At 72.2% G+C, this 26,921-nt stretch carries 21 protein-coding genes; 13 read left to right on the top strand and 8 right to left on the bottom strand.

What is annotated here, in order from left to right; all coding sequences use genetic code 11:
- The first annotated feature begins 61 nt into the window (after nt 1–61).
- The 6 genes from MPTA5024_RS21870 to MPTA5024_RS21845 all read left to right on the top strand — a co-directional run bounded on the left by MPTA5024_RS21870 (nt 62) and on the right by MPTA5024_RS21845 (nt 11,738).
- Nucleotides 62–3,274 (top strand): BTAD domain-containing putative transcriptional regulator, encoded by a 3,213-nt coding sequence (locus MPTA5024_RS21870; protein ID WP_198167322.1) that lies wholly within the window; start codon nt 62–64, stop codon nt 3,272–3,274.
- A 192-nt stretch (nt 3,275–3,466) separates the two neighbouring features.
- A complete protein-coding gene (locus MPTA5024_RS21865; RefSeq protein WP_036327494.1) occupies nt 3,467–4,372 on the top strand; it encodes a TauD/TfdA dioxygenase family protein in 906 nt (301 codons plus the stop codon).
- Between the two features lie 246 nt (nt 4,373–4,618).
- Nucleotides 4,619–6,766 carry a glycogen debranching protein GlgX gene (gene glgX / locus MPTA5024_RS21860; RefSeq protein WP_036327492.1) on the top strand — a complete coding sequence of 716 codons (2,148 nt, stop codon included), beginning with the start codon at nt 4,619–4,621 and terminating at the stop codon, nt 6,764–6,766.
- A gap of 142 nt (nt 6,767–6,908) precedes the next feature.
- Nucleotides 6,909–9,089, top strand: coding sequence for a malto-oligosyltrehalose synthase (treY, locus tag MPTA5024_RS21855; RefSeq protein ID WP_036327489.1), 2,181 nt, complete (start codon nt 6,909–6,911; stop codon nt 9,087–9,089).
- Nucleotides 9,090–9,147: 58 nt separating this feature from the next.
- Nucleotides 9,148–10,851, top strand: coding sequence for a malto-oligosyltrehalose trehalohydrolase (gene treZ, locus MPTA5024_RS21850; RefSeq protein WP_198167321.1), 1,704 nt, complete (start codon nt 9,148–9,150; stop codon nt 10,849–10,851).
- 128 nt (nt 10,852–10,979) lie between these two features.
- A complete protein-coding gene (locus MPTA5024_RS21845; protein ID WP_051458499.1) occupies nt 10,980–11,738 on the top strand; it encodes a sensor histidine kinase in 759 nt (252 codons plus the stop codon).
- Nucleotides 11,739–11,742: 4 nt separating this feature from the next.
- On the opposite strand, the gene MPTA5024_RS21840 is transcribed toward MPTA5024_RS21845, so the two are convergent.
- On the bottom strand, nt 11,743–12,615 hold the full coding sequence (locus MPTA5024_RS21840; RefSeq protein ID WP_051458498.1) for a helix-turn-helix domain-containing protein: 873 nt from the start codon (nt 12,613–12,615) through the stop codon (nt 11,743–11,745).
- A 159-nt stretch (nt 12,616–12,774) separates the two neighbouring features.
- Here MPTA5024_RS21840 and MPTA5024_RS21835 point away from each other — a divergent pair, with 159 nt between their 5' ends.
- The 4 genes from MPTA5024_RS21835 to MPTA5024_RS21820 all read left to right on the top strand — a co-directional run bounded on the left by MPTA5024_RS21835 (nt 12,775) and on the right by MPTA5024_RS21820 (nt 16,615).
- The gene (locus MPTA5024_RS21835) at nt 12,775–13,710 is read left to right on the top strand and encodes a hypothetical protein (protein ID WP_036327485.1); all 936 of its coding nucleotides are present in this window, start codon (nt 12,775–12,777) and stop codon (nt 13,708–13,710) included.
- Nucleotides 13,711–13,830: 120 nt separating this feature from the next.
- Nucleotides 13,831–14,763, top strand: a complete 933-nt coding sequence (locus tag MPTA5024_RS21830; protein WP_036327483.1) for an NADP-dependent oxidoreductase — start codon at nt 13,831–13,833, stop codon at nt 14,761–14,763.
- A 38-nt stretch (nt 14,764–14,801) separates the two neighbouring features.
- On the top strand, nt 14,802–15,761 hold the full coding sequence (locus tag MPTA5024_RS21825) for a hypothetical protein (RefSeq protein WP_157099640.1): 960 nt from the start codon (nt 14,802–14,804) through the stop codon (nt 15,759–15,761).
- Nucleotides 15,762–15,835: 74 nt separating this feature from the next.
- On the top strand, nt 15,836–16,615 hold the full coding sequence (locus MPTA5024_RS21820; RefSeq protein WP_036327481.1) for an SAM-dependent methyltransferase: 780 nt from the start codon (nt 15,836–15,838) through the stop codon (nt 16,613–16,615).
- A gap of 376 nt (nt 16,616–16,991) precedes the next feature.
- Here MPTA5024_RS21820 and MPTA5024_RS21815 read toward each other — a convergent pair whose 3' ends face one another.
- The 6 genes from MPTA5024_RS21815 to MPTA5024_RS21790 all read right to left on the bottom strand — a co-directional run bounded on the left by MPTA5024_RS21815 (nt 16,992) and on the right by MPTA5024_RS21790 (nt 23,204).
- A complete protein-coding gene (locus MPTA5024_RS21815) occupies nt 16,992–17,351 on the bottom strand; it encodes a hypothetical protein (RefSeq protein WP_036327479.1) in 360 nt (119 codons plus the stop codon).
- Between the two features lie 23 nt (nt 17,352–17,374).
- Nucleotides 17,375–18,052, bottom strand: coding sequence for a uracil-DNA glycosylase (locus MPTA5024_RS21810; protein ID WP_036327475.1), 678 nt, complete (start codon nt 18,050–18,052; stop codon nt 17,375–17,377).
- Nucleotides 18,053–18,277: 225 nt separating this feature from the next.
- Nucleotides 18,278–19,171, bottom strand: a complete 894-nt coding sequence (locus MPTA5024_RS21805; protein WP_036327472.1) for a carbohydrate ABC transporter permease — start codon at nt 19,169–19,171, stop codon at nt 18,278–18,280.
- Entirely contained in the window at nt 19,168–20,604 is a 1,437-nt protein-coding gene (locus tag MPTA5024_RS21800) for an ABC transporter permease (protein ID WP_036327470.1), read from the bottom strand. The genes MPTA5024_RS21805 and MPTA5024_RS21800 overlap by 4 nt, the downstream gene beginning before the upstream one ends.
- A 12-nt stretch (nt 20,605–20,616) precedes the next feature.
- The gene (locus MPTA5024_RS21795; RefSeq protein WP_198167320.1) at nt 20,617–21,939 is read right to left on the bottom strand and encodes an ABC transporter substrate-binding protein; all 1,323 of its coding nucleotides are present in this window, start codon (nt 21,937–21,939) and stop codon (nt 20,617–20,619) included.
- 2 nt (nt 21,940–21,941) lie between these two features.
- Entirely contained in the window at nt 21,942–23,204 is a 1,263-nt protein-coding gene (locus MPTA5024_RS21790) for an ABC transporter substrate-binding protein (RefSeq protein ID WP_036327468.1), read from the bottom strand.
- 132 nt (nt 23,205–23,336) lie between these two features.
- On the opposite strand from MPTA5024_RS21790, the gene MPTA5024_RS21785 reads away from it, so the two are divergent.
- Nucleotides 23,337–23,843, top strand: a complete 507-nt coding sequence (locus tag MPTA5024_RS21785; RefSeq protein WP_036327466.1) for a PadR family transcriptional regulator — start codon at nt 23,337–23,339, stop codon at nt 23,841–23,843.
- 71 nt (nt 23,844–23,914) lie between these two features.
- Nucleotides 23,915–24,736 (top strand): helix-turn-helix transcriptional regulator, encoded by an 822-nt coding sequence (locus MPTA5024_RS21780; RefSeq protein ID WP_157099639.1) that lies wholly within the window; start codon nt 23,915–23,917, stop codon nt 24,734–24,736.
- A gap of 7 nt (nt 24,737–24,743) precedes the next feature.
- On the opposite strand, the gene MPTA5024_RS21775 is transcribed toward MPTA5024_RS21780, so the two are convergent.
- The gene (locus tag MPTA5024_RS21775) at nt 24,744–25,964 is read right to left on the bottom strand and encodes a cytochrome P450 (protein WP_036327463.1); all 1,221 of its coding nucleotides are present in this window, start codon (nt 25,962–25,964) and stop codon (nt 24,744–24,746) included.
- 205 nt (nt 25,965–26,169) lie between these two features.
- On the opposite strand from MPTA5024_RS21775, the gene MPTA5024_RS21770 reads away from it, so the two are divergent.
- Nucleotides 26,170–26,916: an ABC transporter ATP-binding protein gene (locus MPTA5024_RS21770; RefSeq protein WP_036327460.1), complete on the top strand. Its 747-nt coding sequence runs from the start codon at nt 26,170–26,172 to the stop codon at nt 26,914–26,916.
- Nucleotides 26,917–26,921 lie beyond the last annotated feature (5 nt).

The following is a 26,921-nucleotide window of genomic DNA, read 5'->3' as shown; positions in this document are numbered from 1 at the left end:
CCGGAGGTTCCGGCCTTCCCGGGCGGATACGCTCGCGGGAGACGCGGACGAGGGAGACGTGGTGGAGTTCCGGCTTCTCGGACCGGTGACCGTCCTCGACGAGGAGGGAACGCCGCTCGACGCCGGGCCGTCCCAGCAGCGCGCCGTGCTGGCGCTGTGCCTGCTCGCCGCGCCGCGCCCGGTCAGCACGGCGGCCGTCATCGGCGCGCTGTGGCCCGGCGGCGCCCCGCGCGGCGCCGTCACCACCGTCCAGGCGTACGTGTCGAAGCTGCGCCGGGTCCTCGAACCGGGGCGCACCCGCAGGAGCGCGTCGTCCGTGCTGGTCAGCAGGCCGGGCGGGTACGCCATGGAGATCCCGGCGGGCGCGCTCGACCTGACCAGGGCGACCGCGCGGCTCGCCGAGGGCAGGCGGCTGCTGACCGCGGGCGACCATGCCGGCGGATCCCGCGAGCTGCGGCTGGCCCTCAGCGAGTGGCGGGGAGAGCCGCTGACCGGGTTCGAGAGCGAGGCGTGGGCCCGCGACGAGATCACCCACCTCACCGAGCTGCGGCTGACGATCCTGGAGGACGCGGCCGAGGCGGACCTCGCGCGCGGGCTCGGACCTGAGCTCGTGCCCGAGCTGGCCCGGCTCACCGGGGCCCACCCGCTGCGTGAACGGCTGCGCCGCCTGCACGCCCACGCGCTCTACCAGGCCGGACGGCAGGCCGAGGCGCTGGCGTTCCTGGCGGAGGGCCGCCGCGTGCTCGTGACGGAGCTGGGGCTCGACCCCGATCCCCGTTCCCGCGAGCTCGAACGGCGGATCCTCGCGCAGGACCCCTCGCTCACGCCCCGGGCCTCCGCCGCGCCCGTGGCGGCGGACGGCCGTCTGGTCGGACGCGCGGCCGAGCACGAGGTGCTGCGCCGGGCGGCCGGGGCGGGGGAGGACCGGATCGTCCTGCTCGCCGGGGAGCCCGGCATCGGCAAGACGGCCCTCGCCGATGAGGCGGCCCGCCTGGCGCCCCGCTCCGCGACCGGCCGCTGCTGGGACGGCCCGGGCGCGCCGCCCTTCTGGCCCTGGGCCCAGGCCGTACGGCGGCTCACCGGGCGCCGGGGCGAGCTGGCCGAGATGCTGGGGGCGAAGGGGGAGTTCGCCCTGTACGACGCGTTCGCCCGGCTGATGGGCGACGTCGGCCGGGTGCTGGTCGTGCTCGACGACATCCATTGGGCCGACCCGTCGTCGCTCCGGCTGCTGGAGTTCCTGGCCACGACCAGACCGTGCCCGGGGTTGACCGTGGTCGCGACGTACCGGGACACCGAGGTGGGCGCCTCGCTGGCGCGGACCCTCGGCACGCTCGTCCGGCTCCCGCAGGTCGAGCGGGTGACGCTGGGCGGCCTGGGGGAGGACGACGTCGCCGAGTACCTGCGCAGGGCGGGCGCCGACGCCGCCCGGGCGGCGGAGGTGGCCAGGCGGACCGGCGGCAACCCGTTCTTCCTCGGCGAGGTCGCCCACCTGGGGGAGGACGCGCCCGGCGCGGTCGCCGACGTGGTCGCGGCCCGGGTGGCGGCGCTGCCGCCGGGCGCCCCCGAGGTCCTGGCGGCCGCCGCGCTGCTCGGCCGCGAGGCGGGTCTGGACGTCCTGCTCGACGTGGCCGGGGTGCCGCGCGACGCGGCGCTCGACGTGCTCGACGCGGCGGTCCGGGCGCGGCTGCTCGTCGAGCGCGACCTGGTGTACCGGTTCGCTCACGACATCGTGCGCGAGGCCCTGCGCGACGGCCTCCCGCCGCTGGGCCGGCGCAGGGTCCACGCCCGGATCGCCGCCGCGCTCGAACGGCGCGGCGCCCATCCCGCGGAGCTGGCCCACCACTACCGCGAGGGGCTGCCGGTCTCCGGCACGCCGGAGGTGGCGATCGCCTGCGCGCGCCGGGCCGCCGCCCACGCGACCGCCCAGTTCGCCCACGAGGACGCCGCGGGGCACCTGCGGGAGGCCGTCGCGCTCGTCGACCGGCTCTCCCCGGCGGACCCGGCGCTCCACTGCGACCTGCTGCTGGACCTGGCCGACGCCCTGGCGGCGGCCGGGTCGACGGGCCGGGCGCACGCCGCGCTGCAGGAGGCGGCCGGGATCGCCGCGCGCCTCGGCGACGACGAGCGGCTCGCGCGCGCCGCCCTCGGCCGATCCGATCCGCTGTCCTGGGCCGGGTACGAGGAGTGGGCGGCGGGCGGCTCCCTCGCCGCCGGGATCGAGGCGGCCCTGCGGGCTCAGCGGGACGACCGCTCGCCCTGGCGGGCTCAGCTCCTCGCCGCCTCCGCGGTCACCGGCTACTTCTCCCGTCCCGTCGAGGAGAGCGTCGCCCTCGCGTCCGAGGCCGTACGACTGGCCCGGCGGCGCGGCGACGACCGGGCGCTGCTGCGCGGGCTCAGCGCGTACGAGATCCTGTCGCGCGGCGTGGCCGCGCACGCCGAGCGGCAGGCCGCGATCGACGAGATGGCCGAGGTCGCGGCGCGGACGGGCGACCTGGTCGCCGAGTGGCTGGCACGGGAGGCGGAGTACTTCGAGCTGGTCAAGCAGGGCGAGACGGCGGCGGCCGACCCCCTTCTTGAGTGGCTGACGGACACGGCCCGCAGGGTGCGGCAGCCCGCCCTGCTCAGCCTCGCGGCCTGGCTGTCCGCCGTGCGGGCCTACCTGGGAGGCGACCTCGACCGGGCGCTCGCGGAGGCCGTGGAGTCCGCGAGGGTCCATCCCGAGGGCGGCCTCGGGCGCGACGACGCCGAGCTGCGCGCTCGCGTCTTCCGCTGCGTGGTCGCACGGGCGCGCGGCGACGCGGCGCGGGCGCTCGACCTGGCCGGCCGCGCTCTGGAGGACCGCCCCGGCCAGCCGGGCTGGCGGGTGCTGCGCTGCGCCGCGCTGCTCGACCTCGGCAGGCGCGCGGAGGCCGCGGAGGCGTTCGCCGCACTGGCGCGCGACGGCTTCGCCGACGTGGAGGGCGACCTGGCGTACCGGTTCATCCCCGACCTGCTCAGCGAGGTCTGCCTCTCCTTGGCGTCCGCGGACGATCCGGCGGTCCGCGCCGCCGTGGACGCGGGAAGGGCGGCCGCGGACCTCCGGGACCGGCTCGCGCCGAACGCGGGACGGCTGCTCGGGTGGTCGGTGGCCGACCTCTGCCTCGGCCGCCTGGCGCTGGCCCTCGGCGAGCGGGAGGAGGCGGCCGCCCGCCTGCGGTCGGCCCTGGGCTTCGTCCGCCGGTCCGGCGCGCTCGTGTACGAGCGGGCCGTCCTCGACCTGCTCGCCGAGCTATAACCACAAAACCTACTTGCTTTGCATGGAATGTCGGGTTAGCGTCGGTCCCATGACGCCATCCGAGGGGCTCACCCGGCGCGGCCACGTGGACTTCTGCCGCGTGGCCGGCGCCCTGTGTCGCACCGCCTGATCCCCGCTCTCCCCTTCGTACGGCGAGGCCGTACTGGACGACAAAGGAAAGGCGCTCAAGACATGTCCGCTGACCTGTACATCTCTCCTGTCGCCGGCCGCATCGGGGCGACAGTCTCCGGCGTGAAGCTCGGAGGCGACCTGGACGGGGCCACCCTGAAGGAGATCGGGAACGCGCTGCTCCGGCACAAGGTGATCTTCTTCCGGGGGCAGGACCACCTCGACGCCGAGGGGCAGGTGGCCTTCGCCGGGCTGCTCGGCCCGCTCACGACGGCGCACCCGACCGTGCCCGCGCTCGACGGGCACCGCAACATCCTCGACCTCGACTACCGCGGCGGCCAGAAGGTGGACCGCTGGCACACCGACGTCACGTTCGTGGACCGGCCGCCGCAGGCGTCGGTGCTGCGCGCGATCGAGGTGCCGTCCGCCGGGGGCGACACCCTGTGGGCCAACACCGTGGCCGCCTACCTCGACCTGCCGGCCGAGCTGCGCGACCTGGTGGAACGGCTGCGCGCGGTGCACACCAACGCCTACGACTACGCGCGCGTCGCGTTCGCCGACGACCCGGAGCGGGCGAAGGCGCACGCCGAGGTCTTCGCCTCCACCGTGTACGAGACCGAGCACCCGGTCGTCCGGGTCCACCCCGAGACGGGGGAGCGGTCGATTCTGCTCGGCGACTTCGCGCGGCGGATCGCCGGCCACCCCTCCGACGTGTCGGAGGCGGTCATCCGGCTGATCCAGCAGCAGGTGACCAAGGCCGAGAACACGGTCCGCTGGCACTGGGCGCCCGGCGACGTCGCGGTCTGGGACAACCGGGCGACCCAGCACCGGGTGATCCACGACTTCGGCGCCCAGCCGCGGCGGCTGCAGCGCGTGACCGTCGCCGGGGACGTGCCGGTGGGCGTCGACGGGCGCCCCTCGACCGTCCTGCGCGGCGACGCCGCGGAGTATTCCGAGGTCGCGGCCTGATCCCGAGGAGATCACTGGGGTGAACGCCCATTTGCGGCGTTCACCCCTTTCCAATACCCGCAGTTAACGTGGCGGGACTGTCGAAGGCTTTTCTGGGCAGGCACGATGTCTTGTGAACCACTGTCACCTACACGATCTTGTGAGCGGGCACCCTGGGAGGGGGCTCGGCAGCGAGCGCGACCATAGAGCCGGTGGGCGCCGGGACCTTCCCGTGTGGACCGCCGGGCCAGAGGGCGAGGAGGTCCCGTGAGGGAGATCTGGCCGGGGGACTCCTATCCCCTCGGAGCGACCTACGACGGCGCCGGCACCAACTTCGCGCTGTTCAGCGAGGTGGCCGAGCGCGTCGAGCTGTGCCTGTTCGACGACCACGGCAACGAGGAGCGGGTGGCGCTCACCGAGGTCGACGGCTTCGTCTGGCACTGCTACCTGCCCGGGGTGGGGCCCGGCCAGCGGTACGGGTACCGCGTCCACGGGCCGTACTCCCCGGGCGAGGGGCTGCGGTGCAACCCCAGCAAGCTGCTGCTCGACCCGTACGCCAAGGCGGTCGACGGCGCGGTCCAGTGGGACCAGGCCGTGTACGGCTACCGCTTCGGCGAGCCGGACAGCCGTGACGACAGCGACTCCGCGCCGTACGTCCCGCGGTCGATCGTGGTCAACCCGTTCTTCGGCTGGGGGCACGACCGGCCGCCGGCGACGCCGTACCACGACACGGTGATCTACGAGGCCCACGTGCGGGGCCTGACGATCAACCACCCGAGGATCCCGGAGCGGATCCGGGGCACCTACGCGGCGCTCGGCCACCCGGAGATCATCGACCACCTGACGAGCCTCGGCGTGACGGCGATCGAGCTCATGCCGGTGCACCAGTTCGTCACCGACCACATGCTGGAGAAGCGGGGGCTGTCGAACTACTGGGGCTACAACACCATCGGCTTCTTCGCGCCGCACAACGCGTACGCCAGCTCGCAGGAGCGCGGCGGGCAGGTGCTGGAGTTCAAGGCGATGGTCAAGGCCCTCCACGAGGCCGGCATCGAGGTGATCCTCGACGTGGTGTACAACCACACGGCCGAGGGCAACCACCTGGGCTCGACCCTGTCCATGCGGGGCATCGACAACGCCAACTACTACCGGCTCGTCGAGGACGACCGCCGCTACTACATGGACACCACGGGCACCGGCAACAGCCTGCAGATGCGCAGCCCGCACTCGCTGCAGCTGATCATGGACTCGCTGCGCTACTGGGTGCGCGACATGCACGTGGACGGCTTCCGCTTCGACCTGGCCGCCTCGCTGGCGCGCGAGCTGCACGAGGTCGACCGGCTGAGCGCGTTCTTCGACCTCGTCCAGCAGGACCCGGTCCTGTCGCAGGTCAAGCTCATCGCCGAGCCGTGGGATGTCGGGCCCGGCGGCTACCAGGTCGGCAACTTCCCGGCCCGCTGGACCGAGTGGAACGGCCGCTACCGCGACACGATCCGTGACCTGTGGCGGGGCGAGCCGGCCGCGCTGCCCGAGTTCGCCTCGCGGCTGACCGGGTCGAGCGACCTCTACCAGGACGACAGCCGGCGCCCGGCCGCGTCGATCAACTTCGTCACCTGCCACGACGGGTTCACCCTGCAGGACCTCGTGTCGTACAACGACAAGCACAACGAGGCGAACGGCGAGGACAACCACGACGGCGCCGACGACAACCGCTCCTGGAACTGCGGGGTCGAGGGCCCGGCCACCGGGCCGGTGGCCCAGTTGCGCGAGCGGCAGAAGCGCAACTTCCTGACCACGCTGTTCCTGTCGCAGGGCGTGCCGATGCTGTCCCACGGCGACGAGATCAGCCGCACTCAGGGCGGCAACAACAACTCGTACTGCCAGGACAACGACATCAGCTGGGTGGACTGGTCGGCGATCTTCGACGAGGGCGACGGCTCGGTGGACGACGCCGAGGTCAGGGAGAAGCGGCAACTGCTCGAGTTCACCCGGCGGCTCGCCCGGCTGCGCCGCGACCACCCGGTCTTCCGCCGCCGCCGCTTCTTCTACGGCAGGCCGGTGCGGGGCTCGCACGACCAGCTCAGCGACATCGCGTGGCTCACGCCCTCCGGGACGGAGATGGCGGACGCCGACTGGCACAACGGGTACGCCAAGGCGCTCGCGGTGTTCCTGAACGGCGCCGCGATCACCGAGCCCGACCGCCGCGGCAGGCGGATCAGCGACGACTCGTTCCTGCTGCTGTTCAACGCGCACCACGAGGTGATCAAGTTCACCGTGCCCAAGGACTACGGCGAGATGTGGGCGACCGAGCTGGACACGGCCACGCCGATGCCGGGCGAGTCGCGCGTGTGCCGGGCCGGCGAGGGCGTGCCGGTCGCCGGCCGCTCGGTCCGGGTCCTGCGCCGCGTCGAGTGACGCCGGGCGCCGGTTGTCCACAGGGCGGCCGATCTCGGTCGGGCGTCCGATGAAAGGCACGTAGCCTGGGCGGAGGTCCTGTCCCGCCGCGGTTTCCGGTGCGCGGGCGGGGCGCCGGCCAGTCGACTCGAAGGGCGGTTCCGTGACATCCACCTACCGTGTCCAGCTCACGCCGGACTTCGGCTTCGCGGAGGCCGCCGACCTCGTGGACTACCTGCGGGAGCTCGGGGCCGGCCGTCTCTACCTGTCGCCGATCCTGCAGGCCGTCCGCGAGTCGCGGCACGGCTACGACGTCGTCGACCACGCCCGGATCCGCGACGAGTTCGGCGGCGAGGAGGGGCTGCGGGCGCTGGCTGCACGGGGGATGCCGCTGATCTCCGACATCGTGCCCAACCACATGACGGTCCCGCTGCCGGAGTCGGAGAACGTCCAGCTCTGGTCGGCCCTGCGTGACGGACCCGAGTCGCCGCACGCCCGCTGGTTCGACTTCCAGTGGCCGGTGGCGCTCCCCGTGCTCGGCGACGAGCCGGGCGGCCTCGTGGTCGACGGGCAGGTCCTGCGCTACTACGACCACGAGTTCCCCATCCGCCCGGGCACCGGGCACCTGCCGCTGCCGGAGCTGCTGGAGGCCCAGCACTACCGCCTGGTCAACTGGCGGGAGAGCCCGGGATACCGCCGGTTCTTCGACGTGTCGTCCCTGCTGGGCCTGCGCGTGGAGGACCCGGAGGTGTTCCGGGCGACCCACGCCGTGACCTTCCGCCTCATCGACGAGGGGGTCGTCGAGGGCCTGCGCGTCGACCACCCCGACGGCCTGGCCGACCCCCGCGGCTACCTGCGCCGGCTGCGTCCCCACGTGCCCGGGCCGCTGTGGGTGGAGAAGATCCTCATCGACGACGAGCGGCTCCCGTCCGACTGGCCGTGCGACGGCACGACGGGATACGACGCGCTCAACATGATCACCCGGCTGTTCGTCGACCCGTCCTCGCGCGAACGGCTGATCGAGACGTTCGCCCGCCACACCGGCGTGCAGGACGGCTACGAGGACGTGCGGCACGAGTCGAAGAAGCACGTCATCGAGCTGTTCTTCCGCGGCGAGGTCGACCGGCTGACCGCGGACCTCGGCGACCCCGGCCTGCGCGACGCCGTCGCCGAGCTGCTGGCCGCCATGCCCGTCTACCGGGCGTACGTCAACCCGGGGGAGCAGCCGCCGGAGGAGTCGGTGCGGCTGATCCAGGAGGCCGCCCGCGAGGCGGCGGCGCGCACCGACCCCGACGCCGTCGCCAAGACCGCCAACCTCGTCCTGTACGGCCCGCCCGAGGCGGTGACGAGGTTCCAGCAGACCTGCGGGCCGGTGATGGCCAAGGGCGTGGAGGACACCGCGCTCTACCGCTGGTATCCGCTGGCCTGCCTCAACGAGGTGGGCGGCGAGCCCGACCGGTTCGGGGTGTCGCCGGCCGAGTTCCACGCCTTCGCCGCCGGGCTCCCGCCCCGGACGATGACCACGCTGTCCACCCACGACACCAAGCGCTCGGAGGACGTCCGGGCCCGCCTCGCCGTCCTGTCGGAGATGCCGGAGGAGTGGGCGCTCGCCGTCGACTCCTGGGCGGCGTCGGTGTCCTTCGACCCCCGGCTCGACTACCTCGCCTGGCAGTCGCTCATGGCGGCCTGGCCCATCTCGGTCGAGCGCTTCACCGACTACCTCCTCAAGGCGGCCCGCGAGGCCAAGACCACGATCTCCTGGATGAACCCCGACCCGGCCTACGAGGACGGCGTCAGGGAGTTCGCCCGCCGGGCGATCGAGGTGTGCGGCTACTCCGTGGCCTCGTTCACCGAGGTCGTCGACCGGTACGCCCGGGTCAACTCGCTGGGCCAGAAGGTCGTCCAGCTGCTGATGCCGGGCGTGCCCGACGTCTACCAGGGCAACGAGATCACCGACTTCTCCCTGGTCGACCCCGACAACCGGCGGCCCGTCGACTTCGGGCGGCGGCGCCGGCTGCTCGCCGCCCCCGACGACAGCTGGGACGGCCAGAAGCTGCTCGTCACCACCACCGCCCTCAAGCTGCGGCAGCGGTTCGATCCCGAGGCGCCGTACACGCCGATCGAGGCGGGGGAGCACGCGATCGCCTTCGCCCGCGGCGACCGGGCGGTCGCGGTGGCGACCCGGCTGCCGGTCGGGCTGGAGCGGCGCGGCGGCTGGGGGAGCGAGACCCTCGCGCTGCCGCCCGGCCGCTGGCGCGACCTGCTCACCGGGGCGGAGCACACCGGCCGGATCCCCATGGCCCACCTGCTGTCCTGTTACCCCATCGCGATCCTGGAAGGGTGAATATCGCCGCACATCAGGGAAAGTGGGTGGGTGCACGGTTACGGCAGGGGGAGTGAGCATGTTCGAGGTCTGGGCGCCCCAGGCGACGCGCGTCGAGGTCGAGTACAGGGGCGACCGGCACGACATGACCTCGGGTGAGGGCGGCTGGTGGACCGCCCCCGGCGACGAGCACGGCCTCGACTACGCCTTCTACGTCGACGGCGACGGCCCGTTCCCCGACCCCCGCACCCGGCAGCAGCCGTACGGCGTGAACGGGCCGAGCCGGGTCCACGACCACGGCCGGTACACCTGGGGCGACCAGGACTGGCACGGCCGCGACCTGCGCGGTTCGGTCATCTACGAGCTGCACGTCGGCACCTTCAGCCCCGAGGGCACGTTCCGCGGGGCGGCCAAGAAGCTCGACCACCTGGTCGACCTGGGCGTCGACTTCGTGGAGATCATGCCGGTCGCCCCGGTGCCCGGCACCCGCAACTGGGGCTACGACGGCGTCGACCTCTACGCGGTGTTCGAGGAGTACGGCGGTCCTGACGGGCTGAAGAGCTTCGTCGACACCTGCCACCAGGCCGGCCTCGGGGTGATCCTCGACGTCGTCTACAACCACCTCGGCCCCTCCGGCAACTATCTGGCCAAGTTCGGGCCGTACTTCCACGACGCGAAGGGGTCCTACTGGGGCGACGCGGTCAACCTCGACGGCCCCGGCTCGGACGGCGTGCGGCGCTACTTCATCGAGAACGCGCTGCAGTGGCTGCGCGACTACCACATCGACGGGCTCCGGGTCGACGCCGTGCACGCGCTGCACGACAAGCGCGCCGTCCACTTCCTGGAGGAGCTGTCAGCCGAGGTCGACGCGCTGTCCGCGATCGTCGGCCGGCCGCTCACGCTGATCGCCGAGTCCGACCTCAACGACCCCCGCATGGTCACCCCTCGCGAGGCGGGTGGCCTCGGCATGCACGCGAGCTGGAACGACGACGTTCACCACGCCATCCACGCCGCCGTCACCGGCGAGACCCAGGCCTACTACCGCGACTTCGGGGCGCTGTCGGCCCTGGCCAAGGTGCTCACCTCGGCGTACTTCCACGACGGGACCTACTCCAGCTTTCGCGGGCGCAGCCACGGCCGGCCGGCGACGGGCGTCCCGGGCTACCGGTTCGTCTGCTGCGTACAGAACCACGACCAGATCGGCAACCGGCCCAACGGGGACCGGATGGAGCCCGAGCACCTCTGGGTCGCCGCCGGCCTGCTGCTGACCTCGCCGTTCACGCCGATGCTGTTCATGGGCGAGGAGTGGGGCGCCAGCACGCCGTTCTACTTCTTCACCGACCACTTCGAGCCGCATCTGGCCGAGGGTGAGGGCGAGCGGCGCCGGAAGGAGTTCGAGGGCTTCGGCTACGACTGGAAGGCCCCCGAGCCGGGCGACGAGGAGACGTTCCTGCGCTCCAAGCTCGACTGGAACGAGCTGTCGGAGGACGGCCACGCCTCGCTGCTCGGCTGGTACCGCGACCTGATCGCGCTGCGCAAGTCGCACCCCGACCTCGCCGATCCCCGCCTCGACCGGGTCGGGGTCCGCGTCGACGAGGACCGCCACTTCGTCGTGGTGGAGCGCGGCTCGCTGCGGGTCGTCGCCAACGTCGGCTCCCTCCCCGTCCCCGTACGGCTCTCGCCGGGCGCCACCCGGATCGTCCTCGCCTCCGACGAGGCCGTCCGCACGATCGACGGCGACGTCTACCTGCCCGCCCAGTCCCTCGCGATCGTCCAGGTCTGACGGAGCCGCTCCGGACCCTCGCTCGACCCGTCGTGCCGTCTGTGGCTTGCCCGCGAAAGCGGCAGAAGAGGCGGGTATGTAGCCCTTTGGGGTAATTCCTCTTGCCGGTCGGGGGAAGGAGCCCGGTGATGACATCACTCCGCCACCTGCGCGAGTGCCTCTGCGAACTCGATGAGCTGGAACGCAGCATCAAGCGCGGCATCGACACCATGTCGGGCAGGCTGTACCGGGCCATCGACTGGCAGCGGCGGTTCGAGGCCGACGTGTCCCACGAGCTGCGCACGCCCATCGCGGGGCTGCGGGCCCAGCTGGAGGAGGCCCGCCTGCATCCGGGTGAGATCGACGTGGACGACCTGCTCGAACGGGCGCTCAACGACGTGGAACGACTGCAGTCGCTGGTCGACGACCTCTACCTGCTGGCTCAGCTCCAGGCCGCCGCCCAGCCGGCCGAGCCCGTCCTGCTGGATCTGGGCGAGCTGGTCCGGACCGAGCTGGCCCGGCGCGCCGACCGGATCGACGTCAAGGTGCACGCCGAGCCGGGAGTGCTGGTGCGAGGCATGGTCGCGAGGCTCAGGCGGATGATCGCGGAGCTGCTCGACAACGCGCAGCGGCACGCGAGGACCCTCGTGCTCGTCCATGTCTGCCCCACCGGCGCGGCGGCGCAACTCGTCGTTGCGGACGACGGGGAGGGGATCGCCGAGGCGGACCGGGAGCGGATCTTCGACCGCTTCACCCGCCTGGACGCCGCCCGCTGCCGCGAGCGCGGCGGGACCGGACTCGGCCTGGCGATCGTGCGCAACATCGTGTACGGCCACGAGGGCGACGTGCACGTGGAGCGGTCGACGGCGGGCGGGGCGGCCTTCGTGGTCCGGCTCCCGCGAGCCTGACCGCTCATCTGCGGGGGCGGTCCTCGTCCCGTACGCGCTCCTCACGGGAGGCGGCGAGGGTGCCGAGCAGCGCGAGGGCGTCGGCTGAGGGGGATGCGGGCTCGGCCTGGTACACGACGAGCTGCTGTCCGGGGGAGCTGTTGACCGCGAACGCCTCGTAGTGGAGGTCGAGGTCGCCGACCTCGGGGTGGCGGAAGGCCTTGGCCTCGGACGTCTTACAGGTGAGGTCGTGGCGCCCCCACAGGCGCCGGAACGCACTGCTCTTCATCGACAGCTCGCCCACGAGCGCCGTGAGGCGGGGATCGTCGGGCATCCGCGCGGCCGGCGGGCGCAGGGCGGCCACCACGGATTGCGCGGCGCGCTCCCAGTCGCGGTAGAAGTCGTGGGCCGCGGGGTCGAGGAACACCATCCGGGCCAGGTTGTCGGCCTCGGCGAAGCAGCCCAGGAGCATGGCGGCCAGCCGGTTGCGGGCCAGGATGTCGTACGCGTGCCCGAGGACGAAGGCCGGGTGACGTGCCAGGTCGTCCATGAGCCGCAGCAGATGGGGGCTCACCTTCTCGCCGCGCGGTCGCACGTTCCGTGTGAGGGACCGGGCCAGCATCTCCAGCTTGGCCCGTGAGGGCTCGTCGAACCGGAGCGCGTGGGCCACGGCCCGCAGCACCTCGGGCGAGGGGTTGCGCTCCCGCCCCTGCTCCAGTCTCGTGTAGTAGCCGGTGCTCAGCCCGGCGCGCATGGCCACCTCCTCGCGCCGCAGGCCCCTCACCTGGCGGCGACCCTGGGAGACGATGCCGTACTGCTCCGGCTTGGCGAGCGCGCGCCGCTCCCGCAGGAACGCGCCCAGCGCATTCTCGCCACCGGCAACGTCCGGATTGTCCATGAATCCGAGGGTAAAGCGGTCGACTTGGTTGAAGGGGTCGCAAGGGAGGGTGCGCTTCACCCAGGATGCGTACCGGTTTTCCACAGAACCGTGTTCGGCGGGGAGGGGCCGGGAGCCGGAGAGGCACTCTGAGGTCTCCAGCGAACGGAGGAGGCCCGCATGAAGATCAGCTACTCGGTTCCGGCGGAGACGACGTCCGTGTTCGTCGTGGCCGCGGACCGCACGCCCACGGAGCTGTCGTCCATCGTGCCGTGGCGGATGGGACGGGCGCACCGGCGCCGGGCCATGGACGCGCTCGGCACGCCCCGGCTGGAGATCGAGGCGTACCGGCAGAGCCGGTCGCCCTGGCGCGGGACGGACCTGCCCGCCGGTCCCCATGAACAGGTCCACCGGGCCCGCTACCACGTCGTGGTGTCGAGCACCGCCCCCGTGACCGAGCAACCCGAGGCGGCACAGGCGGCCAGGGCGGCCGCCCGCGGGGTCGCCGAAGCCTACGGCGGGGTGATCGTCGATCCATTGACGGGAGCCGTGGTGGACCACTGTCCCGACTGCCCGGGGGAGCGGCAGGAGTTCCGGGTCGGCGACGACTGGCTCGGCTGGGCCGTGGACGTCGACGAGAGCCGCTCGGGCGCCGCCTGCGACCCGCTCGGCGCCGGCGTGTGCACGTGCCTGCGGGTGGCGAGCCGGGGTCTGAGCCGGTTCGGCCTCCCGGAGGTCGTCCTGGACGGCGGGCCCTGCCCGCACAGCCTGTGCGCCGTCGCGACCCTGCTCCCCGTCGCCGAGCACCTGCTCTCCGGCCATCTGGCCTGGCTCGCCCGCGAACCGCACACCCGCCATCCGCACGCCCGTGAACCGCACGCCCGTGAACCGCACGCCCGTGAACCGCACGCCCTCCTCCGGACGATCGACCGGCGGATTCGGTTGGCCGGCCGCGAGGTGGCCGAGGTCGCCGGGTCGCCCGATCCGGAGGGAGACCCGTTCCTGGTGCGGCTCACACCCGCCGTGGCCGGCCGCGCCTGCCTGAGGGTCGATCTCCCCGCCGAGGGCACCACAGGCGACCGCCCCCACCACACGCCCGGTCTCCTCGCCGCCTGACGCAGCCGTGGCATGGTTTCCCTGAGGTACCTATACCACCAAAAGGTGGCTTCTTTCGATTGGATACCGCGATCGCGCACGATTGACGCCGGCAGAGTTCCCTCACTCGAGGAGTTCGAGATGCGAGCCATCACGCAGTCCGCCTTCGGCGACCCCTCCGTCCTGCGGGCGGAGGAGACGGACCGGCCCGAGCCCGGTCCCGGGCAGGTTCTGCTCAGAGTCGGGGCCGCCGCCTACAACCCGGTGGACGCCGCGGTGCGGTCCGGCTACTACCCGCTGCTCGGCGACCCGCCGTTCGTCCTGGGCTGGGACGCCGCGGGCACGATCGAGGAGACGGGCGCCGGCGTGTCGGCCTTCGCCACCGGCGACGAGGTCCTGGGCCTGCTGGCCTATCCGGCCGAGGCGGGCGCCTACGCCGAGTACGCGGTCGCCTCGGCCGACGAGATCGTCCGCAGGCCGTCGGGCCTGGCCGTCGAGCAGGCGGGCGCGCTCCCGATGGCGGGCCTCACCGCCTGGCAAGCGCTCGTCGGGATCGCCCGGCTGGAGGAGGGGCAGCGCGTGCTCATCCACCGGGCCGCCGGAGGCGTCGGCCACCTGGCGGTCCAGATCGCCAAGGCGCGTGGCGCCCACGTCATCGGCACCGCCAGGGCGGCCAAGCACGACTTCCTCCGCGGCCTCGGCGCCGACGAGCTGATCGACTACACGACGGCCGACTTCGTCTCGGAGACCGGCCCGGTGGACGTGGTGTTCGACCTGGTCGGCGGGGAGTACGGCGAGCGGTCGGCCCGGCTGCTGAGGCCCGGCGGCCTGCTCGTGGGCGCGCTCCCCGCCAATCTCGGGATCACGCCCGAGGAGGCCGCGGAGCGGGGAGTGCGGGTGGAGGCCGTCAGCGTCCGGCCCTCGGCCGCGGACCTCGCCCAGCTCACCGCCCTCGTCGAGGCCGGGCGGCTCACCCTCCACGTCGACCAGGTGATCCCGCTCGACGAGGTCGCCAAAGCGCACGAGCTGGGCGAGACCGGGCACGTGACCGGAAAGATCGTTCTCGTGCCCTGACACCCCCTCCCGGACATGGGGAACGTTCCGGGCGGGCCGTGCGTCTGGAGATTGTGACCGACTTCGCCGCGATCGACGATGAGATCCGTCAGGCCCGCGACCGGGCCCGCCGCCGGGACCAGCTGACCCGGCAACGCGTCACCCTGCTGGGGCAGATCGACGAGGTCGGGAACCTCCTCGTCGGGCTGGAACGCCAGCTGGCCAAGGAGGACAGGGACGTCGTGAAGCTGGAGCAGGGCGGCTTCTCGGCCTTCCTGTCCGGGCTGACCGGGAACAAGGAGGAGAGGCTGGCCAGGGAGCGGGCGGAGGCGGCGGCCGCGCGGCAGCGCGTGGCCGGCCAGCGGTCCCGCCTGGAGTGGCTCACCTCCGACCTCCGGACCACCGACCAGGAACTCGCCGCGCTGGGCGCCCCGCAGCACGAGCTGGAGGTGCTGCTGGCCAGCAAGGAGCGGATGCTGGTCGAGTCGGGCGACCCCCGGGGCCGCGACCTGGCCGACCTCGCCGCCCGCCTCGCCGACACGGCGGCCGACCTGCGCGAGCACCAGGAGGCCCACCAGGCCGGCATGGCCGCGAGCCAGGCGGTCGGGTACGTCCTGCGGCATCTGGGCAGCGCCCGGGGTGCCTCCACGTTCGACATGTTCGGCGCCGGAGGCGGCTTCGCCGACATGGTGGAGCACGGCCACCTTCGGCAGGCGGACGAGGCGGCCTGGCACGCACAGCGCGAGCTCGACCGGTTCTCCCGGGAGCTGGCCGACATTGGCGTGGCCGCCTCCCCGCAGCTGCCGAAGGTGGACACCCGCTGGTTCGCGGACGTCTTCTTCGACAACATCATCACCGACGCCCTGAAACACCAGCGGATCGCGCGCACCGCCGAGGCGGTCCGGGAGGTCGCCGAATGGGCCGGCGGCATGGTCGACCAGCTCGGCGCCCGCTGCGCGGACCTCTCCCGCCAGCAGGAACAGCTCGCCCAGCGGCGCGAGCAGCTGCTGAGCTCGTGACGGAACCGAGGATCATCGGGCCTGGTGCCCGGAAACGCCCCTCTCCGCCGGTCCGGTACGAATATGATCCGGGCATGGCGGACCGTGATCCCCCTCGGGGCATAGACGTCTCTACGCCCAACGCCGCCCGCATCTACGACTACATGCTGGGTGGCAAGGACAACTTCGCCGCCGACCGCGAGGCGGCGGAGAAGATCCTCATGATGTTCCCCGAGTCGCGCGACGGGGTGCGGCACAACCGCCGCTTCCTTGGGCAGACGGTCCGTCATCTGGCGGGGGAGGCGGGCATCCGCCAGTTCCTGGACATCGGGGCGGGACTGCCCACGCAGGACAACGTGCACGAGGCCGCCCGGTCGGTGAACCCCGCCGCCCGCACCGTCTACGTGGACAACGACCCTGTGGTGTGCGTGCACGGACGCGCCATCCTGGCGGGCTCGCCGGGTGTCGCCGTCCTGGAGGGCGACCTCCGCGAGCCTGAGAAGATCGTGTCGGAGGCGGCCGCGACGGGGCTGGTCGACTGGGCGGAGCCGGTCGCCGTCCTCCTCGTAGCGGTGCTCCACTTCCTGCCCGATCCGTACGAGCAGGTCGCCCTGCTGCGCGACGCGATGGCCCCGGGCAGCCACCTCGTCATCACCCACATGACGCGCACCGAGCAACGGGCCCTCGACACCGAGCAGGTCCAGGACGTCTACGCCGCGAGCTCGTCGAACCTCTTTCCCCGTACGGTCGCCGAGGTCGCCGGGTTCTTCGGCGACTTCGAGATGATCGACCAGAGCGGGTTCATCGAGCCGGCGATGCAGCGGAAGTTCGCGGTCCTCGGGGTGTCGGGCGTGGCGCGCAAGACCGCTCCCTGACGCGAGCGCACCCCAGGCCCGCGCCCGCGTTCAGGTGCGACCCCGCACGGCACCGCCCCGCAGGTGCGCGCCCGGACGGGCTGCGTCACCGCACGCCATGCCCCGCAGGTCCGCGCCGGGACGGGCTGCGTCACCGCACGCCATGCCCCGCGGGTCCGCGCCGGGACGGGCTGCGTCACCGCACGCCATGCCCCGCGGGTCCGCGCCCGGACTTGGGGCTGCGGCCCCGCACGGCACGCTTCGCGGGGCCCACCACCAGCGCACGCGGCCCCGCGCGGTACGCCGCGCGGGGCCGTGAGCGGACGTCGCGGACGCGTGCCGGTGACGGAGGAGGCCGCCCCGGCACGCGTCCGGACAAGGTATACGGGGGGAAGAGTCAGGCGAGGTGGCCAGGGCCGTCGTGATCGTGATCGTGATCGTGGCCGTCCTCGTCCTCGTCGAGGACGCCGTCGGACGGCTCGACGCCCAGCATGGCCTCGCGGGGCTCCACCTCGGTCACGTGCTCGACCAGGCCCAGCACGTGGTCGGGCTCGATGAGCCACTGCAGCGCAGCGGCTCCGGTCTCATCGGAGTTGACCAGCTCGATCTGCTCCTGGCGCTCGGCGTCGTCCAGTTCGGTCTGGGGGTCGCGGATCTCGCTCAGCGCCGCCGCCTGCAGCGCGCCGACATCGAGGACCTCGACCACCAGGTCGACGGTGAGGCGGAGATAGCGAGCCGTGTCCGTTCCATCGCTCATGGTGGTGATCCTATCGGCAGCCATCAGGGCAGTTTCCACTCGACGGGAGCCGCGCCCTGCTGCTCCAGAAGCTGGTTGGCGCGGCTGAACGGCCGGGAGCCGAAGAAGCCGCTGCGCGCCGACAGCGGGCTCGGGTGGGCCGACTCGATGCACGGCACCTGACCGAGCATGGGCCGAAGGTTGCGGGCGTCACGGCCCCACAGGATCGCCACGAGCGGGCCGCCGCGGGCGACCAGCGCCGTGATGGCCTGCTCGGTGACCTCCTCCCAGCCCTTGCCCCGGTGGGAGGCGGGCTTGCCCGGCATGACCGTCAGCACCCTGTTGAGCAGCAGGACGCCCTGCTCCGTCCAGGGGGTGAGGTCGCCGTTGGACGGCGGGGGGTAGCCGAGGTCGGCCATGTACTCCTTGAAGATGTTCACCAGGCTGCCCGGCAGCGGGCGGACGTCGGGGGCGACCGAGAAGCTCAGGCCCACCGGGTGCCCGGGGGTGGGGTAGGGGTCCTGGCCCACGATCAGCACCCGTACGTCGGACAGCGGCTGCTGGAACGCGCGCAGGACGTTCGGGCCGGCCGGGAGGTACTGCCGGCCCTCGGCGATCTCCTGCCGGAGGAAGTCGCCCATCGCGGCGATCCGCTCGGCGACGGGGGCGAGGGCCTCGGCCCATCCGGCTTCGACGACTTCGTGCAACGGACGTCCTGCCATGGTCGCGCACTCTATCGGCTTTTCCAGTCTCGCACGGCGTCGCTCACGAAAAGATCGGATGCCCGCCTACCCCCGTGAAGGCGGGCATCCGACGCCTCATCCCCGGAACCCGCTGAGGTTGCCGATCTCGGGACAACGCGGGTTCCAGCCGTACAGAATGGGGCCTAGTCCGGATGCGCGCTTATTCCCCCGTGAAGCGCGCATCCGGACACCATTCAGGCGCCCCTACTTGACCGAGCCCGCGAGCAGGCCCTGGACGAAGTACCGCTGGAAGGCGAAGAACAGCACCAGCGGGATGATCAGCGACAGGAAGGCTCCCGGCGCGAGAATGTCCACGTTGGTGCCGAACTGCCGCATCTGGGATTGCAGGGCCTTGGTCATCGGCTGGTTGTCCGTGTCCGCGAAGACCAGCGCGACGAGCAGGTCGTTCCAGACCCACAGGAACTGGAAGATCCCGAGCGACGCGATCGCCGGCTTGGCCAGGGGGAACACGACGGTCGCGAAGATCCGCCACTCCGGGGCGCCGTCCATCCGCGCCGCCTCCAGCAGCTCACGCGGGATGCCCACGAAGAAGTTGCGGAGCAGGAAGATCGCGAACGGCAGGCCGAAGGCCACGTGGAAGAGGACCACGCCCAGGATCGAGCCGAAGATCCCGAGGAACCCGTAGAGCTTGGCGATCGGGATCAGCGCGATCTGCACCGGGACCACGAGCAGGGCGATGACCACGAGGAAGACCGCGTCCCTGCCGGGGAACTCGATCCACGCGAACGCGTACGCCGCCATCGCCGCGATGCCGATCACCAGCAGCGTCGCGGGCACCGTGATCAGCACGGTGTTCCAGAACGACTGCCCGAACCCCGACGCCAGCAGGTTCGAGTAGTTCTTGAAGGTGATCTCCGCCGGCTTCGTGAGCAGCGTCCACCAGCCCGTGGAGTTGTTCGCCGTCTCGCTGCGCAGCGACACGACGAGCAGCCCGAGCGTCGGGACCAGCCAGAACACGGCGACCAGGACCAGGAAGACCTGGACGACCCCGCCGCCCAGGCGGTCGATGACCCTGCTCGCGAGGCCGCGTTGGATCGCCATCGCGTGCCGCGGCTGCCCGGCCACGGTCGTCGTCATGACTCGTCCCTCCTGAACCGGCGGATGTTGAAGATCATGAACGGCACCACCAGCAGCAGAAGGAAGATGGACAGGGCGCTGCCGAGGCCCTGGTTGCCGCCGCCGCCGAACGACACCCGCCACATCTCCAGGGCGATGACGTTCGCCTGCGGCTGCACCGAGCCGGGCGCGATGATGAAGACCAGGTCGAAGACCTTCAGCACGTTGATGACCATCGTGACGAAGACCACCAGCAGGACCGGCGCGAGCAGCGGCACGGTGATCCGGCGGAACACCTGCCACTCGGTGGCGCCGTCGATCCGCGCGGCCTCCAGCGCGTCCCGGGGGATCGCCGACAGGCCGGCGGCGATCAGCACCATGGCGAACCCTGCCCACACCCAGATGTACGCCCCGATGATCGCGGGCGTGATCAGCGCCGGGCCGAGCCAGGTCACGCCGTTGAACGGCGCCGTGAAGTTCGACTGCGGCAGCCGGATGACGTAGGACCCGGCGGGCAGGCCGGAGAAGCGGAAGGTTCCGTCGTCGGCGGTCTCGGTGGTCGCCTTGACCGTGCTGCCGGAGACGGCCTCGACCGTGATCCCGGCCAGTCCCTTCTCCTGCGGGTCGACCTGGTTCAGCGTGCCGCCGCCGCCGCGGACGACGTCGAGCCACACCGTGCCGCCGATGCCGTCGGCCGGGGCCGCCTTGGCGGGGGCCGCGTCCTTGACCAGGTCCTGGCTGAGGCCGACGAGCGGGATCAGCACCGGATGCCCGGGCTGGGCCTGCTGCTTGGCCACCACCGCGCCGCCCTGGACGGTGGCGGGCGCCTGGTCGTTCTCGCGGGGCCGGGCCCCGGGGTAACCGGTGCTGGAGGAGAACGTGTCGTGCACGGTGGTGATGATCGCGTTGGCCACGCCCTTGTCGGGGTCCTGCTCGTAGACGAGGCGGAAGATGACCCCGGCCGCGAGCAGGGACACCGCCATCGGCATGAACAGCACGAGCTTGAACGCGGTGGCCCAGCGGATGCGCTCGGTCAGCACGGCGAAGATCAGGCCGAGCGCGGTGACGACGACCGGCGCCACCACGACCCAGATGACGTTGTTCCTGATCGTGGTCAGCGTCGAGGAGTCGGTGAAGATCGACCCGTAGTTGCCGAGCCCGACGAAGCGGCTGCCGCTCGCGTCGAACAGGCTCCGGACGAGGGAGTAGATGAGCGGATAGATCATCCACGCGGCCAGCAGGAGGACCGCGGGGAGCAGGAACATCACCGCCAGCCGCGGCGACGGACCGAGGCGCGGGGGAGCCGCGCCCTCGGCCGGAACCGCGGCCGTCGCGGGGGCCGCGGCGGCCACGGGGGCGGTGACGCCGGCGGGAGGGGTTTCTCGCGGACCGGGGGGTTCCCCGGCGGCGTCGCCGCCGCCGGGGGCCTGCGGGCCGTCCAACCGTTCGGTCACGGCCGTCCTTCCTTACTTCTCGAAGGCCTTCGCGGCGTCCGCCTCGAGCTTCTGCTGGGCGCCCTTCACGTCGGAGGGGTTGCGGAGGAAGTCCTGCAGGTCCTTCCACTCGCCCTTGCCGTCGGTGCCGCCGAAGGCGCTGGGCGCGAGGTCGGACATGTCGTACCGCACCGACTCGCCGGCCGAGATGATCGTCTGCGCGAGCTGCTTGGTCAGGTCGTCCGGGTAGTTGTCGGGGGAGACGTTGCGGTTGGGGGACAGGTAGCCCGGCTGCTTGGCCCAGACCTCGCCGCCCTCCTTGGAGGCCAGGTACTCCAGGAGCGCCTGCGCGCCCTTGGAGTCCTTCATCACCACGGCGACGTCACCGCCGAGGATGACGGGGGCCGTGTCGCCCACCTTCGGGAACGGCATGATCTTCGCCTCCTCGCCGACCTTCGCGCCCGACTGCGGCACGGAGGCGGCGACGAAGTCGGCCTCGATGACCATGGCGGCCTTCTTCTGGCCGTACACCTGGGTGACGCAGGTCGGGAAGTCGGTCTGCAGCGCGCCCGAGGGGCCGCCGAGGATGAACTCCTTCTTGCCGACGACCTGGGCCATCTTCTGCAGCGCCGTGGTGACCGAGGCGTCGGTCCAGGGGATCTCGTGCTTGGACAGCTTGTCGTAGTTGTCCGGCCCGGCGGAGGAGAGGTAGATGTTCTCGAACAGGTCGGTGAGCGTCCATCCGGAGGCCGCGCACAGCGCGAACGGCGTGGTGCCGGAGTCCGACAGCGTCTGCGCGGTCTTGCTGACCAGGTCGTCCCACGTCGTCGCCGGCTGGGCGCCCGCGTCGTCGAAGGCCGACTGGCGGTACCAGATGAGCGACTTGTGCGCCGCCTTCACCAGCACGCCGTACACCTGGCCCTTGGCCGAGCCGAGCTCCTTCCAGTACGGGGTGTAGTTCTGGTCGATCTGCGCCTGCACCTCCGACGACAGCGGCTTGAGCGCGCCCTGGTCGGCGTACTGCTGGACGAGGCCCGGTTGGGGCAGGATCGCGACGTCCGGCGGGTTGCCGCCCTCGATGCGGGGGCCGAGGTAGGCGCCGGTGTCCTCGCCGGTCGAGGCGTAGGTGACGCTGGCGCCCGTCTTGGCCTCGAACGCCTTGAGCACCTTCTCGAAGTTGGCCTGCTCGTCGCCGGTCCACTTGGCCGCGACCTCGATCTTCACGCCGGCGAGCGGCTTGGCGCCTCCGGCGCCGGGGGCGCTGCTCGACCCGGCCTGGGTGCCCCCGCCGGACGAGGTGCCGCATGCCGCGGCCGCGACGCCGAGAAGAGCTACCGCGATGGGGAGTTTCCGCATATCTATCCTCCGGGCTGGATCACCTCGCCGAGCTGCTGCTTCAGATCGGCGACGGTCTCGTCTACTGGCTTGCTGAGGTTGAGCGCGCCGGACACGGCGCTGGAGATCACCAGGCTGACCTGGTTGTAGTCGGCCGTGACCGGCCGTGGCCGCGCCGAGAGGATGGCCTCCTTCAGCACGGGCAGATAGGGGAACCGCTTGATCAGGGCCGGGTCGTCGTACAGCTCGGCCCAGACCGGCGGGAAGGAGCCCTCGGTCAGCACCAGCCGCTGGTTGTCCCGGCCGGTGAAGTAGCGGATGAAGTCGAGGGCCGACTTCTGCCGCTTGGAGAAGGCGCTGATGGCGAGGTTCAGCCCGCCGAGCGAGCTGGACCCGGGGCCGTTCAGGCCGGGCAGGCGGGTGACCGCGAACTTGCCCGCCAGGGGGGAGTGGGTGGCGGGGCCGTACGCGTGCGGCCAGTTGCGGGCGAAGACCAGCCGGCCCTCCTGGAAGGCCAGGCGCGACTCCTCCTCCTTGTACGTCAGGGCCTCCCTGGGGATCCACCCGTCCCTGACGCCGCCGACGAGGAAGTCGAGCGCGGTCCGCGCCGTGCCGAGGTCCATGGTCACCCGGCGGGCGTCGGGGCTGATGATCGACCCGCCCGCCGACTGCACGGCCTCGGCGAAGTTGACGGTCAGTCCCTCGTACGGGAGGAACTGGCCGGCGTAGCCGCCGATCTTGTACTTCGCGCTCAGCCGCGTGGCCTCGTCGCGCAGCTCCGCCCATGTCCTGGGCGGCTTCATGTGCTCCTTCTTGAGGATGTCGGAGCGGTAGTAGAGCAGCCCCGCGTTGCTGAGGTACGGCGCCGCCCACAGCTTGTCGCGGTAGATCGCCGTGTCGGCGACCCCCTTGAGCAGCTTGTCGAGCGGGAACAGGCTGCGGTCGAGCGGCACGATCCAGCCGGCGTCGGCGAACTCGGCCGTCCAGACCACGTCGAGCCCGAGCACGTCGTAGACGTCGCTGTGCGCCTGGAGGTTGGCCACCATCTGGGCGCGCTGCTCGTCGGCGGCCTCGGGGAGCTCCAGGAGGGTCACCCGTTCGGACGGGTGGGCCCGGTTCCACCGGTCGAGCAGCGGCCCGAGGTAGGCCGTGGTGTCCCGGCCGATCGCGAGCGTGATCGGGCCGGTCCCGCCCGTGCCGGGGGAGGGGGCCCCGCCGGTGTCCGCCATGCCCGAGCACCCGGCCACCAGCAGGGCGGCCAGCGCGGCGAGGGCTCGGCGAACCACATGGCCTCCGTATTAAGTGCCGGTTACATACGTGTTAGGTAGGTGCATGCATGTTATGCATAGCGATAATGTGAGCGTCAACGGATGAGCCGGTAACGCTCCGGTAACCGCTTCGAGGCAGGGGGTGGGCGCGTGCGGCAGCCGCTGCTGGCGCTCCTTGCGAAGGAACCTGCCCACGGGTACGAGCTCAAACAGGCGCTGGAGACCATCTTCGGCAGCGCGTACCCGTCGCCCAACATCGGCCAGATCTACGTCACGCTGGGACGACTGGAAAAGGACGGCTTCGTCAGGTCGGTCGACGTCGAGCAGTCGAACCGGCCCAACAAGAAGGTCTACTACATCACGGCCTCCGGCCGGGAGGCGCTGGAGACCTGGGTCGACGAGCCCACCGAGGGCCCGCGGGTGCGCGACGAGTTCTTCATGAAGCTCGTGCTCGCCCCGATGACGGGCCTGTCGGACCGGATGGCCCTGGTCAACCGGCAGCGCCGCCACTACCTGGGGCTGATGCGCGACCTCGGCGAGCTCGCCGAGCGCACCGACCCCGGCAACCGGGTGGCCCTGCTGCTCATCGAAGGGGCCATGCTGCACCTGCAGGCCGACCTCGACTGGCTGGAGCGCTGCCAGGAGGAGCTTCCCTGACGGCCCGGGCGTGGGCGGCACGCGGGGCGGGTATGCCCCGGGGGTAGCCGTCGCCAGTCGCAGGGTGCCCCATGCCGCAGCCGTCCGCCCGTGATTACGACCGCATGCTCGAGCTCGCCTCGGCGCTCCTCCAGTCCCCCGAGCCGAAGGCCGCGTGGAGCCTGATCGGCCGCCAGCTGCTCGGCCCGCTCCTGCGCGGCGACGTGTTCACCCGCGTCGACGTCGACTACACCCGGTCGGCCGGGCGGATGCTCGACATCGAGCCGGAGCCCGCGGCCCGGCAGACGCCTCCCGGGTCCGACGTGCACCGGACGATCATCGCCGAGCATCCGCTCGCGGTGCACTACGGCAGGACCGGCACGCTCGCGCCGCTGCGCGTGAGCGACCTGATGCCGTCGCGCGCCTGGCGGCGCACGGTCGCCTGCGCCACGATGCGGGAGGTGTTCGGGACCACCCACGCCCTGGGTGTCCCGCTGCGGAGCCGGCCCTTCCGCGGCCTGTCCGTCCAGCTCGCGGACGGCGACTTCTCCGAGAGGGACGTGGCCGTGGCCCGGCGGCTCCAGCCCCTGCTGGTCGCGCTCGACCGCCACGAGCGCCATCTCGCGCGCTGGCGCGAGGTCTCCGGAGGCCCCGGCGCGGCCGGCGCGGCCGCCGGCCTCGGGATCACCCCGCGGGAGCTGGTGGTCCTGACCGCGATGGCCGACGGTCTCACGGCCGCCGGCATCGCCCGCCGCCTGAACATCGCGGTCCGGACGGTCGGCAAGCACCAGGAGAACCTCTACCGGAAGCTCCGGGCCTCCGACCGCCTCGGCGCGGTGCTCACCGCCCAGCGTCTGGGGATCCTGCCGGTCCCGCGGTCCGGGGAGGGCGGGGACGCCGGACCGCGGGGATGAGGCCGGGTCAGACCGCGGGGGTGAACTCCACGAGGAGCCGTTCGGGAGCGCGGGTGAAGACCCCGGTGTCCACCGGGGTGAAGCCGGGGGCAAGACGCAGGTCGGGGGCGACGTCGAGCAGCCGGCCGACGCCGACGTTCACCTCGGCGCGGGCGAGCTGGGCCCCCACGCAGAAGTGCCGCCCGAGGGCGAAGGCGGTGTGGTTGGCCCCGGCGGTGAACGCGCGGGCCACGTCGAGGTCGGTGCGGAAGATGTCGAACTCGTCCGGCCGTTCGTAGCGGGCGGGGTCCCGGTTGGCGGAGGCCAGCAGGCAGGTGACGGTGCTGCCCGCGGGGATCGTCCCCCCGCTCAGCTCGACGTCCGCGTCGGGCTGGCGCATCACCATCTGGACCACCGGGGAGTACCGCATCGTCTCGGCGAACGCCCGGTCGATCAGGGACCGGTCGGCGCGCACGGCGGCGAGCTGGTCGGGGTGGTCGAGCAGGTTGCGCACGAGGCACGTGATCGCCTTGTCGGTCGTCTCGCCGCCCGCGGCCAGCAGGAGGCTCACGAACGACTTGATCTCCTCGTCGCTCATCCGGACACCGTCGATCTCGGCCGTGCAGAGGGTGGACAGCAGGTCGTCGCCCGGTTCCGCCCGGCGTCTCTCGACGATGGGAAGGACGTGGGCCTCCAGCTCCTCCTTGGTTCTCAGTCCTGCCTCGGCCACCTCGGGGTCCTGGGCGAGGTTGGAGATGAAGGCGACGATGGCGGTGTACCAGCGGTGGAACAGCTCGTGGTCGCCGGGCGGCAGGCCCAGCATGTCGACGATCACCCTGATCGGGAACCGGGTCGAGAAGCCGTCCACGAGGTCGACCCGGCCGTCGGCGGCGAACGCCCCGATCAGCTCGTCTCCGACGCGCTCGATGACGGGCATGAACCGCTCGGCCAGGGCGCGTCCGCGGAAGGCCGGCGTCACCAGGGCGCGTTTGGCCGCGTGCTCGCGGCCGTCCATCTGCAGGATCGTCCGGCCGTGCACCGGTTCGAGCTGCCAGTCGTAGTTCCTGTTGGTGAAGACCGGGTCCTTAAGGGCGCGCTCCACGTCGGCGTACCGGCTGATGACGTGGCTCCGCGTCGCCTCGTGCCACAGCAGCGGGAAGTCCGAGCGCAGCACCTCGTACGCGGGATAGGGGTCGGCGGCGAACTCGGGGGAGAGGATGTCCGGAGCGCCGGCGGCGTCACTGGCCACGGGGCGGGCTCCCTTCCGGGGCGTTGACGAGGGGGAGGACGCGCCGGGCGCCCGGCCCGTCCTCCGTGACCGTAAGATCCGGCGACCCCGGCGGGATATGCGGAAAACTACGTAGGGCGCCCGTCGCCGCCGTTCCGCGGACGCTTGCGGAGATTCCGGTGAGCTGCGAGCATGCGGGCGTGACCCGGCGCCAAGGACCAACCGCATGACGGGGACGCCTGTGGTGCGAGCGGTCAACCTGGTCAAGATCTACCAGACCGGGGGCCTGCCGGTGCCCGCCGTACGCGGGGTGGACCTCACCGTCCAGCCGGGGGAGTTCGTCGCCATCATGGGCCCGTCCGGGTCGGGCAAGTCGACGCTCGTCCACATGCTCGGCGGTCTCGACGTCCGCACCAGCGGGGAGATCTGGCTCGACGGCAGACGGGCCGACACGCTGTCCGAGAGCGGCTGGGCCGTGCTGCGCCGGCAGAAGGTCGGCTTCGTCTTCCAGTTCTTCAACCTGGTCGCCAACATGACGGTGGCCGACAACGTGGAGCTTCCCGCCCTGCTCGGCGGCGCGTCCCCCAAGCACGCCCGGGAGCGGCGGGAGTACCTGCTCGGCGAGCTGAGCCTGACCGACCGCGCAGGGGCGTCCCCCGCCCAGTTGTCGGGCGGGGAGCAGCAGCGGGTGGCCCTCGCGCGGGCCCTGGCCAACCAGCCCCGCCTGCTGCTCGCCGACGAGCCGACCGGCAACCTCGACAGCCGCAACACCAGGGACGTCCTGCGCCTGCTGGGCCGGGTGCACGGCCAGGGGCAGACGATCGTGCTGGTCACCCACGACGCCCGGGTCGCCAGCATGGCCGACCGGGTGGTCAGCCTGCTCGACGGGCAGATCGTCGACGACGGCGCCATCGGCAGGACGCGGCGGCGCCCCGGCGGCACCGCGGGCGACGTGGTGGAACTGCGGGGCTGACCACC

Origin of the sequence: Microbispora sp. ATCC PTA-5024, assembly GCF_000511135.2 — a bacterium.
In the GTDB taxonomy this organism is placed as follows: Bacteria; Actinomycetota; Actinomycetes; order Streptosporangiales; family Streptosporangiaceae; genus Microbispora; species Microbispora corallina.
Note: the sequence above shows the minus strand (reverse complement) of the source record. Positions and strands in the feature narration are given on the sequence as shown.

Coding starts and splice junctions, on each gene's coding strand:
- MPTA5024_RS21865 (WP_036327494.1), top strand. CDS start 3,467: ATGTCCGCTGACCTGTACATCTCTCCTGTCGCCGGCCGCATCGGGGCG.
- treZ (WP_198167321.1), top strand. CDS start 9,148: ATGTTCGAGGTCTGGGCGCCCCAGGCGACGCGCGTCGAGGTCGAGTAC.
- MPTA5024_RS21845 (WP_051458499.1), top strand. CDS start 10,980: ATGACATCACTCCGCCACCTGCGCGAGTGCCTCTGCGAACTCGATGAG.
- MPTA5024_RS21840 (WP_051458498.1), bottom strand. CDS start 12,615: ATGGACAATCCGGACGTTGCCGGTGGCGAGAATGCGCTGGGCGCGTTC.
- MPTA5024_RS21835 (WP_036327485.1), top strand. CDS start 12,775: ATGAAGATCAGCTACTCGGTTCCGGCGGAGACGACGTCCGTGTTCGTC.
- MPTA5024_RS21830 (WP_036327483.1), top strand. CDS start 13,831: ATGCGAGCCATCACGCAGTCCGCCTTCGGCGACCCCTCCGTCCTGCGG.
- MPTA5024_RS21820 (WP_036327481.1), top strand. CDS start 15,836: ATGGCGGACCGTGATCCCCCTCGGGGCATAGACGTCTCTACGCCCAAC.
- MPTA5024_RS21815 (WP_036327479.1), bottom strand. CDS start 17,351: ATGAGCGATGGAACGGACACGGCTCGCTATCTCCGCCTCACCGTCGAC.
- MPTA5024_RS21810 (WP_036327475.1), bottom strand. CDS start 18,052: ATGGCAGGACGTCCGTTGCACGAAGTCGTCGAAGCCGGATGGGCCGAG.
- MPTA5024_RS21805 (WP_036327472.1), bottom strand. CDS start 19,171: ATGACGACGACCGTGGCCGGGCAGCCGCGGCACGCGATGGCGATCCAA.
- MPTA5024_RS21795 (WP_198167320.1), bottom strand. CDS start 21,939: ATGCGGAAACTCCCCATCGCGGTAGCTCTTCTCGGCGTCGCGGCCGCG.
- MPTA5024_RS21780 (WP_157099639.1), top strand. CDS start 23,915: ATGCCGCAGCCGTCCGCCCGTGATTACGACCGCATGCTCGAGCTCGCC.
- MPTA5024_RS21770 (WP_036327460.1), top strand. CDS start 26,170: ATGACGGGGACGCCTGTGGTGCGAGCGGTCAACCTGGTCAAGATCTAC.